This is a genomic window from Streptomyces sp. NPDC048338, from assembly GCF_043201055.1.
In the GTDB taxonomy this organism is placed as follows: domain Bacteria; phylum Actinomycetota; class Actinomycetes; order Streptomycetales; family Streptomycetaceae; genus Streptomyces.
The window spans coordinates 369,694-383,953 of the sequence record NZ_JBICYQ010000004.1; the positions used below are offsets into that span (position 1 = coordinate 369,694).

Annotated in this window: 13 protein-coding genes and 1 pseudogene; 8 read left to right on the plus strand and 6 right to left on the minus strand. The window is 73.5% G+C overall.

The genetic code is table 11. From position 1 onward, the window contains the following. Positions 1–54 precede the first annotated feature (54 nt). Genes ACGFZF_RS11990 through ACGFZF_RS12000 form a run of 3 tightly spaced genes read left to right on the plus strand, consistent with a single transcriptional unit; the run spans position 55 to position 2,830 of the window. The gene (locus ACGFZF_RS11990) at positions 55–1,692 is read left to right on the plus strand and encodes an ABC-F family ATP-binding cassette domain-containing protein (protein ID WP_393553521.1); all 1,638 of its coding nucleotides are present in this window, start codon (positions 55–57) and stop codon (positions 1,690–1,692) included. Then, on the plus strand, positions 1,692–2,426 hold the full coding sequence (locus ACGFZF_RS11995; protein WP_393553523.1) for a 2-phosphosulfolactate phosphatase: 735 nt from the start codon (positions 1,692–1,694) through the stop codon (positions 2,424–2,426). The genes ACGFZF_RS11990 and ACGFZF_RS11995 overlap by 1 nt, the downstream gene beginning before the upstream one ends. After that, positions 2,423–2,830 (plus strand): hypothetical protein, encoded by a 408-nt coding sequence (locus ACGFZF_RS12000; protein ID WP_356600385.1) that lies wholly within the window; start codon positions 2,423–2,425, stop codon positions 2,828–2,830. Before ACGFZF_RS11995 ends, ACGFZF_RS12000 begins: the two co-directional genes overlap by 4 nt. 77 nt (positions 2,831–2,907) lie before the next feature. On the opposite strand, the gene ACGFZF_RS12005 is transcribed toward ACGFZF_RS12000, so the two are convergent. Continuing rightward, positions 2,908–5,343 carry a Tex family protein gene (locus ACGFZF_RS12005; RefSeq protein ID WP_393553525.1) on the minus strand — a complete coding sequence of 812 codons (2,436 nt, stop codon included), beginning with the start codon at positions 5,341–5,343 and terminating at the stop codon, positions 2,908–2,910. 420 nt (positions 5,344–5,763) lie between these two features. Further along, positions 5,764–6,621, minus strand: coding sequence for a hypothetical protein (locus tag ACGFZF_RS12010; protein WP_393553527.1), 858 nt, complete (start codon positions 6,619–6,621; stop codon positions 5,764–5,766). Between the two features lie 172 nt (positions 6,622–6,793). Here ACGFZF_RS12010 and ACGFZF_RS12015 point away from each other — a divergent pair, with 172 nt between their 5' ends. Both ACGFZF_RS12015 and ACGFZF_RS12020 read left to right on the plus strand, forming a co-directional pair. Continuing rightward, complete coding sequence (locus tag ACGFZF_RS12015; RefSeq protein ID WP_393553529.1) at positions 6,794–7,768, plus strand: GlxA family transcriptional regulator; 975 nt, start codon at positions 6,794–6,796, stop codon at positions 7,766–7,768. A 106-nt stretch (positions 7,769–7,874) separates the two neighbouring features. Further along, the gene (locus ACGFZF_RS12020) at positions 7,875–8,519 is read left to right on the plus strand and encodes a DJ-1/PfpI family protein (RefSeq protein ID WP_393553532.1); all 645 of its coding nucleotides are present in this window, start codon (positions 7,875–7,877) and stop codon (positions 8,517–8,519) included. Between the two features lie 74 nt (positions 8,520–8,593). Here the strand turns inward: ACGFZF_RS12020 and ACGFZF_RS12025 are convergent, their stop codons facing one another. Beyond that, positions 8,594–9,364 (minus strand): TetR/AcrR family transcriptional regulator, encoded by a 771-nt coding sequence (locus ACGFZF_RS12025; RefSeq protein ID WP_393553534.1) that lies wholly within the window; start codon positions 9,362–9,364, stop codon positions 8,594–8,596. Between the two features lie 79 nt (positions 9,365–9,443). On the opposite strand from ACGFZF_RS12025, the gene ACGFZF_RS12030 reads away from it, so the two are divergent. Beyond that, positions 9,444–9,905, plus strand: coding sequence for a VOC family protein (locus ACGFZF_RS12030; RefSeq protein ID WP_393553536.1), 462 nt, complete (start codon positions 9,444–9,446; stop codon positions 9,903–9,905). Positions 9,906–9,930: 25 nt separating this feature from the next. Here ACGFZF_RS12030 and ACGFZF_RS12035 read toward each other — a convergent pair whose 3' ends face one another. Next, entirely contained in the window at positions 9,931–10,674 is a 744-nt protein-coding gene (locus tag ACGFZF_RS12035) for an enoyl-CoA hydratase/isomerase family protein (protein WP_393553538.1), read from the minus strand. A 65-nt stretch (positions 10,675–10,739) separates the two neighbouring features. Here ACGFZF_RS12035 and ACGFZF_RS12040 point away from each other — a divergent pair, with 65 nt between their 5' ends. Beyond that, positions 10,740–11,387, plus strand: coding sequence for an HdeD family acid-resistance protein (locus tag ACGFZF_RS12040; protein WP_393553540.1), 648 nt, complete (start codon positions 10,740–10,742; stop codon positions 11,385–11,387). A gap of 74 nt (positions 11,388–11,461) precedes the next feature. Further along, positions 11,462–11,968 (plus strand): annotated as a pseudogene (locus ACGFZF_RS12045) (ATP-binding protein); the annotation flags it as partial. Between the two features lie 115 nt (positions 11,969–12,083). Here the strand turns inward: ACGFZF_RS12045 and idi are convergent. Both idi and ACGFZF_RS12055 read right to left on the minus strand, forming a co-directional pair. After that, positions 12,084–12,707: an isopentenyl-diphosphate Delta-isomerase gene (gene idi, locus ACGFZF_RS12050; protein WP_393553542.1), complete on the minus strand. Its 624-nt coding sequence runs from the start codon at positions 12,705–12,707 to the stop codon at positions 12,084–12,086. Between the two features lie 142 nt (positions 12,708–12,849). Further along, positions 12,850–14,097, minus strand: a complete 1,248-nt coding sequence (locus ACGFZF_RS12055; protein WP_393553544.1) for a GNAT family N-acetyltransferase — start codon at positions 14,095–14,097, stop codon at positions 12,850–12,852. Positions 14,098–14,260: the final 163 nt, after the last annotated feature.

Below are 14,260 nucleotides of genomic sequence, written 5' to 3' on the forward strand. Positions count from 1 at the left end.
CGGGCGGCGGATCATGAGGCCGTCTTCCGGACAGCCCTTAGGATTCATCTCCTGATGACTGCCACTCTCGTCGCCAAGGACCTCGCCGCCGGCCACGGCGAACGCTCCCTCTTCTCCGGCCTCGACCTCGTCGTCGCCCCCGGCGACGTCATCGGCCTCGTCGGTGTCAACGGCGCCGGCAAGTCGACGCTGCTGCGGCTGCTCGCCGGGCTCGACACCCCCGAGGACGGCGAGCTGAAGCTCTCCCCGCCCACCGCCGCCGTCGGCCACCTCCCGCAGGAGCCCGAGCGGCGCACCGGCGAGACCGTCCGGGAGTTCCTCGCGCGCCGGACCGGTGTCGCCGCGGCGCAGATCGCGATGGACGAGGCCACCCAGGGCCTGGTCGACGGTACGCCGGGTGCCGACGACGCGTACGCCGTCAGCCTGGAGCGCTGGCTCGACCTCGGCGGCGCCGACCTCGACGAGCGCGCGGAGGAGGTCGCCGGCTCCCTCGGGCTGACCGTCGGCCTCGACCAGCCGATGACCTCCCTCTCCGGCGGCCAGGCCGCCCGGGCCGGACTCGCCTCCCTGCTGCTCTCCCGCTACGACGTCTTCCTGCTCGACGAGCCCACCAACGACCTCGACCTCGACGGCCTGGAGCGGCTCGAGTCGTTCGTGCGGGGCCTGCGCGCCGGGACGGTCGTCATCAGCCACGACCGCGAGTTCCTCGCCCGCACCGTCACCAAGGTCCTGGAGCTCGACCTCGCCCAGCAGCAGATCACGCTCTACGGCGGTGGCTACGAGGCGTACCTGGAGGAGCGCGACACCGCACGCCGGCACGCCCGCGAGGACTTCGAGGAGTACGCCGACAAGAAGGCCGCCCTCGAAGGCCGCGCGCTGATGCAGCGCAACTGGATGGACAAGGGCGTGCGCAACGCCCGCCGCAAGGCGACCGACAACGACAAGATCGGCCGGAAGCTGCGCGGCGAGGCCAGTGAGAAGCAGGCCGCCAAGGCGCGCCAGACCCAGCGGATGATCGAGCGCCTCGACGTCGTGGAGGAGCCCCGCAAGGAGTGGGAGCTGCGGATGGAGATCGCCGCCGCCCCGCGCTCCGGGTCCGTCGTGGCGACCCTGCGCGAGGCGGAGGTGCGGCGCGGCGACTTCCGCTTCGGGCCGGCCACGCTGCAGATCGACTGGGCCGACCGGGTCGCCATCACCGGCGCCAACGGCGCCGGGAAGTCGACCCTGCTCGCCGCCCTCCTCGGCCGCCTCCCGCTCGACTCCGGGGACGCCGTCCTCGGCTCGGGGGTCGTCGTCGGCGAGGTCGATCAGGCGCGCAGGCTCTTCCACGGCTCGGAGTCGCTGCTCGACGCCTTCTGCGCGGCCGTCCCGGAGACCGAGCCCGCGGACGTCCGCACGCTGCTGGCCAAGTTCGGTCTGAAGGCCGACCACGTGCTGCGCCCCGCGACCACGCTCTCCCCGGGCGAGCGGACCCGCGCCGCCCTCGCGCTCCTCCAGGGCCGGGGCGTCAACCTGCTGGTCCTCGACGAGCCGACCAACCACCTGGACCTGGTGGCCATCGAACAGCTGGAGCAGGCCCTCGACGGCTACCCCGGCACCCTGCTCCTGGTCACCCACGACCGCCGGATGCTGGACGCCGTGCACATCGGCCGGCGCATCGAGGTCGCAGGCGGCAAGGTGACCGAGCTCTGATGGACGTCTCCTTCGGATGGGGGCCGACGGAGGCCCGCGTCCGCGGCTCGTCCGCCGCCTGCCTGGTCGTCGTGGACGTGCTGTCCTTCACGACCGCGGTCGGTGTCGCCGTGGAGGCCGGCACCGCCGTGTACCCGTACCGGTGGCGGGACGGGACGGCGCGCGCGTACGCCGAACGGCGCAAGGCCGCGCTGGCCGTGGGCCGCTCCGAGGCGACCGCCGCCCATCCGTGGACGCTCTCCCCGGCGGCCCTGCGCACCGCTCCGCCGCCTCCGCGCCTCGTCCTGCCGTCCCCGAACGGTTCCACGATCGCGGCGCAGGCGGAGGGGGCCACGGTCGTCGCCGCCTCGCTGCGCAACCGGAAGGCCGTCGCCCGCTGGCTGGCCCGGCAGGGCTACGGGACGGCCTCCCGCCCCCTGGCCGTCGTCGCCGCGGGAGAGCGTTGGCCGGACGGCTCGCTGCGTCCGGCGCTGGAGGACCTGCTGGGCGCCGGAGCGGTCCTGTCGGCCCTGTGCGCCGAGGGCGACGCCGCCGTGCTCACCCCCGAGGCGCGGGCGGCGGCGACGCTGTGGGAGGCGACCGAGGACCCGGCCGCGGTGGTGCACCACTGCGACTCGGGGCGTGAACTGTACGAGTACGGCTACCCGCAGGATGTGGCGGTGGCCACCGAGGTCGACACCTCGCACACCGTCCCCGTCCTGACGGACGGCGCATTCCAGGAGGCAGCAGCATGACCGACCTACTGACCCGGCTGACCGAGATGCTGGACGACCTGGACGCGGACGTCGACGCGACGATCGACCTGGCCGACGAGATCGCCGCTTCCGGGGACGCCGCCCTGCTGCCCCGCCTCCAGTCCGAGCTGGACCGCGCCCTCGCCGAGCAGAACGCCTACGCCCGTGAGCTCATCGGCGGCGTCCTGGCCGCGATCGGCGGCCCGGACGCCCTCCCCGCGCTGCTGCGTGCCTCGGCCGTCGACCTCGGCGACGACCAGGACGCCCTCGCCACGGAGATCGTCGAACTGGTGCAGTCCGACCCGCACCGCTCCCGCGCCGTCCTCCAGCCCCTGACCGAGGACGACGACCTGACGGTCGCGAACCGCGCCGAGTGGGCGCTGCGCTTCCTGCCGAACGCCTGACGGGCGCCACCCCGCGTCGAGGGGACACGGAGCGGGCCCGGCCTTCCGGCCGGGCCCGCTCCGTGTCCGTCCCGGCGTCAGCGACCGCGTCGCTTGCCACCGCCGTCGTTCAGCAGACCCGCCTTACGCAAGGCGTCCGCCATCGCGCTGTTCGCCGGCGCCGGTGCCTGGCTCGCGCGGCCACCCTGACGGCCCTGACCGCCCTGACCGCTCTGGCCACCCTGACGGCCACCGCCACCGCCACCGCCACCGCCACCGGCACCGCGGCGCTGCTGCGGCGGACGGCCGCCCCGCTCGCCGCGGTCGCGCTTCGGCGTACCCGCGTCCGTGTCCGCCGCGGCCTCGTCCTCCAGCCGCAGCGTCAGCGAGATCCGCTTCCGCGGGATGTCGACGTCCAGGACCTTGACCTTCACCACGTCACCGGGCTTGACCACGTCGCGCGGATCCTTCACGAACGTCTTCGACATCGCCGAGACGTGCACCAGGCCGTCCTGGTGGACGCCGATGTCCACGAAGGCCCCGAACGCCGCCACGTTCGTCACGACGCCCTCCAGGACCATCCCCGAGGCGAGGTGGCCGATCTTCTCGACGCCGTCCTTGAAGGTGGCCGTCCGGAACGCCGGCCGCGGGTCGCGGCCCGGCTTCTCCAGCTCGCGCAGGATGTCCGTGACCGTCGGCAGACCGAACGTCTCGTCGACGAAATCGTCCGCCCGCAGCGACCGCAGCACACCGGTGTTGCCGATCAGCGCGGCGACCTCCCCGCCCGTCGACTTCACCATGCGGCGCACCACCGGGTACGCCTCCGGGTGGACCGACGAGGCGTCCAGCGGGTCCTCGCCGCCCCGGATCCGCAGGAAGCCCGCGCACTGCTCGTACGCCTTCGGGCCGAGCCGTGCGACGTCCTTGAGCGCTCGGCGGGAGTGGAACGGGCCGTTGGCGTCCCGGTGCGCCACGATGTTCTCGGCGAGGCCGGCGCTGATGCCCGAGACCCGCGAAAGCAGCGGCGCGGACGCCGTGTTGACGTCGACGCCGACGCCGTTCACGCAGTCCTCGACCACCGCGTCCAGCGAGCGGGAGAGCTTCACCTCGGACAGGTCGTGCTGGTACTGCCCGACACCGATCGACTTCGGGTCGATCTTCACCAGCTCGGCCAGCGGGTCCTGCAGCCGTCGCGCGATCGAGACCGCACCGCGCAACGACACGTCCATGTCCGGCAGTTCCTGCGAGGCGAACGCGGACGCCGAGTACACCGACGCGCCCGCCTCCGACACCATCACCTTGGTGAGGTTCAACTCCGGGTGCTTGGCGATGAGTTCACCGGCCAGCTTGTCGGTCTCGCGGGAGGCCGTGCCGTTGCCGATGGCGACCAGCTCGACCGCGTGCTCCTTCGCCAGCCGCGCCAGCCCGGCCAGCGCCTCGTCCCAGCGGTTGGCCGGGACGTGCGGGTGGATGACGTCGGTGGCCACGACCTTGCCGGTGGCGTCCACGACCGCGACCTTCACGCCCGTACGGAAGCCGGGGTCGAGTCCCAGGGTGGACCGCGTCCCGGCCGGGGCCGCGAGCAGCAGGTCCCGCAGGTTGGCCGCGAAGACCCGTACCGCCTCGTCCTCGGCCGCCGTGCGCAGACGCAGCCGCAGGTCGATGCCGAGGTGGACCAGGATCCGGGTCCGCCAGGCCCAGCGAACCGTGTCGAGCAGCCACTTGTCGCCCGCCCGCCCGCGGTCGGCCACGTCGAAGCGGCGCGCGACCATTCCCTCGTACGAGGAGGGTCCGGGCACCTCGGAGGGCTCCTCGGGCTCCAGCTCCAGGCTGAGCACGTCCTCCTTCTCGCCCCGCAGCATCGCCAGGATCCGGTGCGAGGGCAGCGCCGTGAACGGCTCGGCGAAGTCGAAGTAGTCGGCGAACTTCGCTCCCGCCTCCTCCTTGCCCTCCCGCACCTTGGCCGCCAGCCGGCCCCGGCCCCACATCCGCTCGCGCAGCTCGCCGATCAGGTCGGCGTCCTCCGAGAACCGCTCGGTGAGGATGGCGCGCGCGCCGTCCAGGGCCGCCTGCGGGTCGGCCACGCCCTTGTCGGCGTCGACGAAGGCCGCCGCCGCGGCGGCCGGCTCCACCGACGGATCGGCGAGCAGACCCTCCGCCAGCGGCTCCAGGCCGGCCTCCCGGGCGATCTGCGCCTTGGTGCGGCGCTTCGGCTTGAAGGGCAGGTAGATGTCCTCCAGCCGCGCCTTGGTGTCGGCGGCCCGGAGGCGGGCCTCCACCTCGGCCGTCAGCTTGCCCTGCTCCCGCACGGAGTCGAGGATGGCGGTCCGCCGGTCCTCCAGCTCCCGCAGGTAGCGCAGCCGCTCCTCGAGCGTGCGCAGCTGCGCGTCGTCGAGCATCTCGGTCGCTTCCTTGCGGTAGCGCGCGATGAACGGCACGGTCGAGCCGCCGTCGAGCAGCTCGACGGCCGCCCTCACCTGTCGCTCGCGTACGCCGAGCTCCTCGGCGATCCTGCTTTCGATGGACGTCGTCACAGTGTCCCGACTCGCCTTCTCGTGCCTCAAAGCTTGCGTCTGCATTCTGCCGGGTCCGCCGCCGGAATGCCGCACACACCCCACCCCGCGCGGCGGCCGCCCGGGACCGCGGGCGGGCGGCCCGCCCGGGCGCCCCCGCGCGCGGGTGCCACGCCGATCGTGCCGGGCTTCCGGGCCGACCGACGAGAAGGCCCCCAGGGCGTGTGGCGAAAGTCCCTCCTCCTGGGCTTCGCCCGGGAGGTGCCCCCACCTCGCGACGCCTGGCACGCACTCCCCCGTAGCCCTTCGGGCACGGGAGGGGCCCCACGCCGCGCTGTCGGGATCGCCCCGTACGAGGGCGACCCTCCGCCTTGCGAGCGCACGCACCAGACGCCGCGGGGCCCGCCCTTCGGGCGGGCGGCGCTACTTTCGCAACACGCCCTAACCGTTCAGGTCGGCCGGGAAGGCCCCGGCGAGGAAGGCCGCGTTGCGGAACTCCTTGCCGAGGGCCGTCAGGCGCTCGACGCCCGCCGCGCCCAGGTGCTCGTACGGCGCCGCGTCCAGGCGGTCGGTGTGCTCCTCCACCGCGTCCCGCAGCGCGGAGCCCTCGGCCGTCAGCCCGCCGTCCGCGTCGAGGTGACCGCGCTCCCGCAGCCGGGCGACCGCCCCGTCCCAGTCGGCGCGCCGCCAGCCGCGGCTGCCCAGGACCCAGCGGGGGCTCATGCCCATGCCCGTGGCGGTGTGGCTGACCAGCGCCTCCAGCGGGTCGAGCCCGGCGCTCAGCAGCGCCACCAGGTGGCCGTCCCCGCGGTGCTCGCGCAGCAGCGTGGCGGCGTGCCAGTACCTCAGGTGGGGCTCCTCGGGCACGGCCAGGTCGGCGTGGGCGGAGTAGAGCGGCCGGCCGTGCCGCGTGCACGCCTCGGTGGCGCGCAGGGCGAGCTCGGCCGCCTCGGCCATCTCGGCCGAGGCGATCGCCTCCTCGCCCAGCAGCCGGCGCAGCGTGCTGTCGACGGCCCGCAGCCGGGCCGCGATCACCTCCTCCGGCGAGGCGATGTCCCAGACGGCCGGCAGGTGCCGTGCCAGGAGCTCGACGTTGTAGTTGTAGAAGGTCGCGGCGACGGTGCCGGCGCCGACGGCGCCCAGCGCGGCGCTGCGCGAGGCGAGCCGCATGGCCGACACGTCCTCGAAGCCGAGCGCCTTGAACTCGGTGTCGAGGTCCGGCGAGAAGTACACCGTCGAGTGCAGCGGGTTGATGACGTGGTGGCAGCGGCGTCCCGCGCGGGGCGGCAGAGTGGTCATGGCCGCACGTTACCGACTGGTTGGTATGACCGGAACCCCCGGGGTCCGCGAGCGGCCTCCCCGCCCGGTCCGGCCGCGTCGCCCCCGCGGGGCGGGAGCCGGCCGCCGCATGGCAGGAAAGGTGGGTTCTTCGTCATTGCGGCCTTCTCCCGCCGCGCGAAGGATGGAACCCATGACGAAGCGACCCGTGCTCGTCGTCCTCTTCGACGACGTGCAGAGCCTGGATGTCACCGGACCGGTGGAGGTGTTCGCCGGCGCCGGCCGCGCCGGTGGGGGCACCTATCCGATCCGCACCGCCTCGCTCGACGGCGGCCCCGTCCGCACCCAGAGCGGCCTGCGGCTCCTCCCGGACGGCACGCTCGCCGAGGCCGTCGCCGGGGGCCCGCCGCACACCCTCCTCGTCCCCGGCGGCGAGGGAACACGGCGGCCCGACCCGCGCCTCGTCGACTGGCTGCGGGAGAACGCCCCGCGTGCCGAGCGGCTCGTCTCGGTGTGCACGGGTGCGCTGCTGCTCGCCGAGGCCGGGCTGCTCGACGGCCACCGGGCGACCACCCACTGGGTGGCCTGCGACCACCTCGCGCGCTGCTACCCCGAGGTCGAGGTGGACCCGGACCCCATCTTCGTCCGGGACGGCCGGCTGGCCACCTCGGCGGGCGTCACCGCGGGCATCGACCTCGCGCTGGCCCTGGTGGAGGAGGACCTCGGGCGGGACACCGCGCTCACCGTCGCCCGCCATCTGGTCGTCTTCCTGCGCCGTCCGGGCAACCAGGCGCAGTTCAGCGCCCAGCTCGCCGCCCAGACCGCCCGCCGCGAACCCCTGCGCGACCTGCAGCAGTGGATCACCGAGCATCCCGATGCCGACCTCTCCGTCGAGGCGCTGGCCGCCCGGGCCAGGCTCTCGCCGCGCCATTTCGCCCGCGCCTTCCAGGCCGAGACGGGCACGACGCCCGGCAGATACGTCGACCGGGTCCGGATCGAGCACGCGCGCAGACTCCTGGAGGAGACCGCCGACGGCGTGCAGGAGGTCGCCCGGGCGGCCGGTTACGGCACACCCGAGGCGATGCGCCGCGCCTTCGTCAAGACCCTGGAGAGCACACCGGCGGAGTACCGCCGCAGGTTCCACGCGCCCGTGGGCGCCGCCCGCTGACCGCACCGCCCTGCATCCCGAAGTCCCGGGACCTGAGGTCCCGAGTCCCGGCCTCCCGAGACCCGAGATCCCGAGTCCCGAAGTCCCGAGCCCGAAAGGCAGCACCATGCAGATCGCCGTCCTGCTCTACGACAGGTTCACGTCCCTCGACGCCGTCGGCCCCTACGAACTCCTCGCCCGGCTCCCCGGGTCCGAGACCGTCTTCGTCGCCAAGGAGGCCGGTCCGGTCCGCAACGACCAGGGGACGCTCGCCCTGCACGCCGACCGGGCCCTCGCCGACGTCCCCCGGCCGGACATCGTGCTGGTGCCCGGCGGGCCGGGCTCGCGCGAGGCGATGCACGACCCGGAGATCCTCGCCTGGCTCCGTACCGCCGACGCCACCAGCACCTGGACCACCTCGGTCTGCACCGGCTCGCTGATCCTGGGCGGCGCGGGTCTGCTGACCGGACGCCGGGCGACCGCGCACTGGCTCGCGCTCGACGAGCTCGTGCCCCTCGGCGCCGAGCCCACCGGCGAGCGGGTCGTCTTCGACGGCAAGTACGTCACCGCCGCCGGCGTCTCCTCCGGCATCGACATGGCCCTGCACCTGCTCGGCCGGATCGCCGACGACGCGACGGCGCAGACCGTCCAGCTGCTCACCGAGTACGACCCGCAGCCGCCGTACGACGCCGGCTCGCCCGACAAGGCCCCGGCCGAGATCGTCGCCTTCTGGCGCGGCCAGGCCGAGAAGGTCCTCGTCCAGGCGGACTGACCCGGCACCGAGGGGGGCCCTGAGGGCCCGCGCCGGCCCCCCCCGCCCTTCGGGGTGGGGGTGGCGGCACGCGGCTATCTGCTCCGCACGAACGACGCGATGCCGTCGAGGACGCGCTGGAGCCCGAACTCGAAGGCGTGCTCGGCGTCCTGCACGCCCCGGTAGTGTGCGGTGGCCGCGGTGCCGACGCGCACGGCGACGGCCCAGCGCTCGCGGTCGAGCAGCTGGTCCAGGCGGGGCGCGACCGTGGTCCACCACTCGTCGTCGCTCTGCCCGGCCCGTTCGGACGCCTTCCTCCCCTCGACGAGGTTCGCGGTCGCGTCGCGGACGTAACCGAGGACGAGGGTGAGCGCGGAGTCCATCTCGACGTCGGTCAGCCCGATCCCCTCGACGGCGCGGAGTTCGGCGTCGTACTTGGCGATGACGCCGGGCCCGAGGGGAGGCCGCCCGGGGAGTGGCGTCATCAGCCAGGGGTGCCGCTCGAACAGGGCGCGGTTGACGCGGGCGACCCGTTCCAGCCGGGGTCGCCAGTCGTCCCGGCCGACGTGCTCGTCGTCGCCGTCGTAGCGGGCCTCGGCGCTGACCCGGTCGACCATGACGTCGAACAGCACCGCCTTGCCGGGCACGTACCGGTACAGCGTCATCGTGCCCACGCCCAGCCGGTCGGCCACCCGACGCATCGACAGGCTGTCCAGGCCCTCGGCGTCGGCGACCTCGACGGCGGCCGCCACGACCCGGTCGAGGCTCAGGCCGGGCCTGCGGCCGAGGCCGGAACGCTCCCGCGTGTCCCAGAGCAGCTCCAACGTGCGGACAGCGTCAGCCGCGCCGGTCGAGGCATCGGTCATGGACGACCTCCTTGTTCGCGTGTACCGTACCCAATTGAGTTTGCGTACGTCGTACTCGAATGAGAGTGAGGGGAATGACGTGGTAGCAGCAGCTTTTCGGGTGGGTCTGCGGGTCGAGGACGTGGTCGCCGCCGCACGGTTCTACGGGGGACTCGGGTTCGAGGAGGTCGGCAGTGTGCCGGGCCCCGACGGAGTACCGGTGATGACGATCCTCGGCCGGGGGGACGTGCAGTTGATCGTCGACGCCCTGGTGGGCATGCCCTTCCCCGACAGTGAGCGGGAGCGGCGGACCCAGGCCGGGCCGCGCGGGCTCGGCGTCGCCATCGGCCTGGGTGTGGACGATCTCGCGGCGGCCCATGCGTACTGCCGGTCGGCCGGGTGCGAGATCACCTCGGAGCCGAGGGACGAGGCGTGGGGCGACCGCGTGTTCGAGTGTCTCGATCCGTACGGCTACCAGTGGGAGTTCTCCCAGCCCCTGGAGGACTGGGAGTCCGCTGCCGGTCTGGAGGCCACCCGGGCGAGCTGGTTCGGCGACCGGTGAAAGCGCCCCACGGCGAGCGGACGCGTCAGACGCCGTAGGTGAAGCGGGGCGCGCGGCGTTCCAGGAAGGCGGCGATCCCCTCGGCGGTGTCGCCGCTGCCGCGTGCCTGCTCCGCCCAGTGCGCGTCCCGGTCCGTGCGGCCGTTCGCGAACTCCTTCGCCGCCGCCTGCGTCAGCAGCGAGCGCGAGACCAGGACGCGGGCGAACTCGGCCACCCGCTTGTCCAGTTCACCCGTCGGCAGGACCTCGTCGACCAGGCCGGTCCGCAGGGCCCGCTCGGTGTCGATCAGCTCGCCGGAGAACAGCAGGTGTTTCGCGGCGGACGGACCCACGAGCGCGGCCAGGCGCCTGGTGGAGGAGGCGGGGTAGACGATGCCGAGCTTCGAGGGGGTGACGCCGAACTGCGCGCCCTCCTCGGCGAAGCGCAGGTCGCAGGCCGCGGCGAGCTGGCTTCCGCCGCCCACGCAGTAGCCGCGGACCGCGGCGAGAGTCGGCTTGGGGAAGGCGGCGAGCGCCTCCTCGGCCCGGACCGCGAGCGTCTGCTGCTCGTCGCCCGGCTCCCGGAGCGTCGAGATGTCCGCGCCGGCGCAGAAGGTGCCGCCCTCACCGGTCAGGACCAGGGCGCGGACGGCGCGGTCGGCGGCGAGCGGGGCGAGCAGCCCGGGCAGCGCCCGCCACATCGCCGCCGTCATCGCGTTCCGCTTCGCGGGGTTCGAGATGACGACGGTGGCGACCCCGTCGACGACGCTCTGCTTCAACTGCGGCTCCATGCGCCGGATGCTATCCGGGCACCTCGTACGTACGATCAGGAAGGGGGCGCGACGAGGAGGAGCGCATGGTCCAGGAACCGTACGGCCCCGACCACGATCCCGTGCGCGAGGGGAAGAAGCTGAGCCGCAGCTTCGGCTGGCTCACCTTCCTCGGTGTCCTGCTCGTCATCGGCGGGATCGTCGGACTGGTCTACACGGGGCTGGCCACCCTCACCTCGATGCTGCTGTTCGGCTGGCTGCTGCTCATCGGCGGTGTCGTGGGCCTGCTGCACGCCATCGAGTCGCGCGGCACCGGCTACTTCTGGCTCGCCGTCGTCGTGGCGGCGCTGAACATCGCGGCCGGTGTCGTCGTCATCCGCCACCCGGAGGGCACCGCCGAGGCGTTGACCATGTTCGCCGCGCTCCTCTTCCTGACCGGCGGGGTCTTCCGGCTGGTGGGCAGTGTGGTGGTGCGCGGGCCGCAGTTCGGCTGGACCCTCCTGCAAGGAGCCTTCGGCCTGCTGCTCGGGCTGCTCGTCCTCTTCGACTGGCCCGACAGCAGCCGCTACGTCCTCGGGGTGTTCTTCTCGCTGGCGCTGCTCTTCGACGGACTGGGCCTGATCGCCATCGGGGTCGGGGGCCGGCGGATCGTGGATATGGTCGTCCCGGTGACCCCCGCGGGAGAGACCCCTCCGAAGACGTCAGAAGAACATCAGGAGCGGTCGAAAAACTGACTTTGGCATACTCACTCGATCAGAAGATGGTCGATAAGTGTCGACTTCTGGTCAGTACGCCGGTCCGGACCCCTATGTTCCCAAGACTCGACCTCGTGGCGACAATCGAGCACGAGGGTGGGAGTCGGACGACGGGGAGCCGCGGAAGCGTTCCCGCCCGGCCTCCGTCCTACGAAGGTGTCTGGCGCTTCACCGCTCCCGCGGTCGACGTCTCCGTTCCGCAGGCCCGGCACGCGGTGCGCGACCTGCTGGTCCGTCAGAGCGTACCCATCGACGAGGACACCGCGCAGGGCCTGCTCCTGATCATCTCGGAGCTGGTCACCAACGCCGTCAAGCACGCGGCGCTGCTCTCCCCGGAGGTCGCGGTGGAGGTGGCGATCGGTGCGGAGTGGATCCGGGTGTCCGTCGAGGACAACCATCCCTACCGCCCCAAGGCGCTGGAGGCGGACTGGGGTCAGACGGGCGGCCGCGGCCTGCTCCTGGTGCGGGAGATCGCGCTGGAGGCGGGCGGGGCGTGCGACGTCGAGCACACCGCGAGCGGCGGCAAGATCATCTGGGCCGCGCTGCCCCTGGCCGCGCCGCCGGCAGCCTCCGCGCCGGCGGCGGAGATACTGCCGCTCGCCGGTACGGTCCCGGTGCACGGGGCCGTACCGGCGCCCGGACCGGGACCCGTTCCCGGAAACGTTCCGCCTGGCTTCACCAGCCCCCGGCCGGACCCGTCAGCTCCTTGACCGCCGGACGCGCCGCGTCCAGCACCGTCATGAACCAGGCGGAGAACGGCGCGGACGCGTGGCGCTCGGCCAGCTCCTCGGCGGTCACGAAGGCGGTCTCCCCGATCTCCTCCGGGTCCGGGCGCGGCTCGGCCTGCACCAGCCCGACGAAGAGGTGGTTGTACTCCTGCTCCACCAGGCCCGACGCCGGGTCCGGGTGGTTGTAGCGGACGGTGCCCGCCTCGGCGAGCAGCGAGGGCGAGACGCCCAGCTCCTCGAAGGTGCGACGGGCGGCGGCCGCGAACGGCGCCTCACCCGGGTACGGGTGTCCGCAGCAGGTGTTCGACCAGACGCCGGGGGAGTGGTACTTGCCCAGTGCCCGGCGCTGGAGCAGCAGCCGGCCGGACTCGTCGAAGAGGAAGACGGAGAAGGCCCGGTGCAGCTGCCCCGGCGCCTGGTGGGCGGCGAGCTTCTCCGCCGTGCCGATGGTGTTGCCGTCCTCGTCGACCAGTTCCAGCATGATCGACGCCTGGGCGCCGCCCACGGACGCTGCGTTCGACGAGACTCCGTTCGGCGAGCTCTTCGCCGCGGTCGCTGGTGTGGTCGGCATACCCATCCTTCGCTTCGGTCCTCGGCCCGGTGGGGCGGCTCCAGTCTGCCGTACAAAAGCGGCTTGTCCGTACTTCGGCGGCCGGACACCACCGCTCCCACCACACCGGAGTACACCCGGTGCGGCGGGAGCGGGAGGGGTGTCACACGCCGAATGCCGCCGGATAGTGGATCGTCCCCGCGGGTACGGCGCCGGACGCGTCGAGCGCGAGCGCCATCATGGCCGCATCGGGCACCTCGAAACCTGGCTTGATCCCGTACTCGGACGCCCGTACGAAGCCGAACCGGGGGTAGTACTCCGGATGGCCGAGCACCAGGACGAGCCGCTCACCCCGCAGCCGCGCCGCGTCGAGCACCGCCCGGACGACGGCCTGACCGGCACCCCCGCGCTGGTACGCGGGCGCCACGGCGACCGGCGCCAGCGCCGCCGCCGGGGTGTCGCCGACCCGGCACCGGGTGATCAGGGCATGGGCCGCGACCGTGCCGTCCGGCGCCTCCGCGACGTACGACAGACCCGGCAGCCAGGCCTCGCCGTCCGCGCGCAGGGCGTCGACCAGCGCGGCCTCTTCCGCGGTCGCGAAGGCGGCCGCGTTGATCTCCCGTACGGCGGGCACGTCGGCCGCCGTCTCCTGCCGCGTGCGCCACCGGGTGTCGGCGGGCCGCAGGACGTAGCCGGTGTAGCCGTACTCGCCCCCGTGGTCGCGGCGCATGGCGAGCTCCGCGCGGGTCGCGGCGAGCGCCTCGGCCATCCCCGGAGCGGCCGGGTCGGCGGCGTCGGCCCGCTCGGCGAGCGGCCCGTAGTACTCCGCCCAGTCGCTCTCGGGCTGCGGGACGACCCCTAGGACGTGGTACCCGGCCGCCACCGATGCCGCGGTGTTCCCCGCGGTGGTACGGAGCCGGTAGTGCTGCTCCCAGAAGGCGCGGGCCTCCGCGCTCGGCTCCTCGACGGTCCACTCGCACTCGGTGAGCACGAGCGAGCCGCCGGGCGCGAGCAGCCGTCGCCAGGAGGCGAGGGCGGTGTCGAAGCCGATCGCGTAGGCCGAGCTCTCGGCCCAGATCAGGTCGAAGGACCCGTCGGGGAACGAGAGCGCGCCCATGTCGGCGTGGAGCGTGCGGACGCGGTCGCCGAGCCCGCGGGCGGCGGCGGCTTCCGTCAGTTCGTCGAGGAACGGCTGGTGGAGGTCGACGGCCGTCACCTCGGCCCCGGCCTCGGCGGCCAGGAACAGTGCGGAGCGGCCGGGACCGCAGCCCAGATCGAGCACGCGCGGACGCTCGGGGAGCGGGCCGGCGAGCGCGAGCAGGCTGCGGGTGGTGGTGTCGGAGCCCGGACCCTGCCGCGGGAGACCGTGGTGCAGGGCGAAGAAGGCGTCGTGAAGCGCGTTGTCGGACAACGTGGGAACTCTTGTGTGTGAGAGGGCCCCGGCCGACGTGCTGAGGACCGGTTCGGGGAACCGGGATCAGGTCAGCCGGAGACCCGGAGGCTGAAGCCGGACCGGGCGCTGCCGCACTGGGCAGCCTCCATCGCGACGGTCATCAACCTCAGCTCCTCTCCAC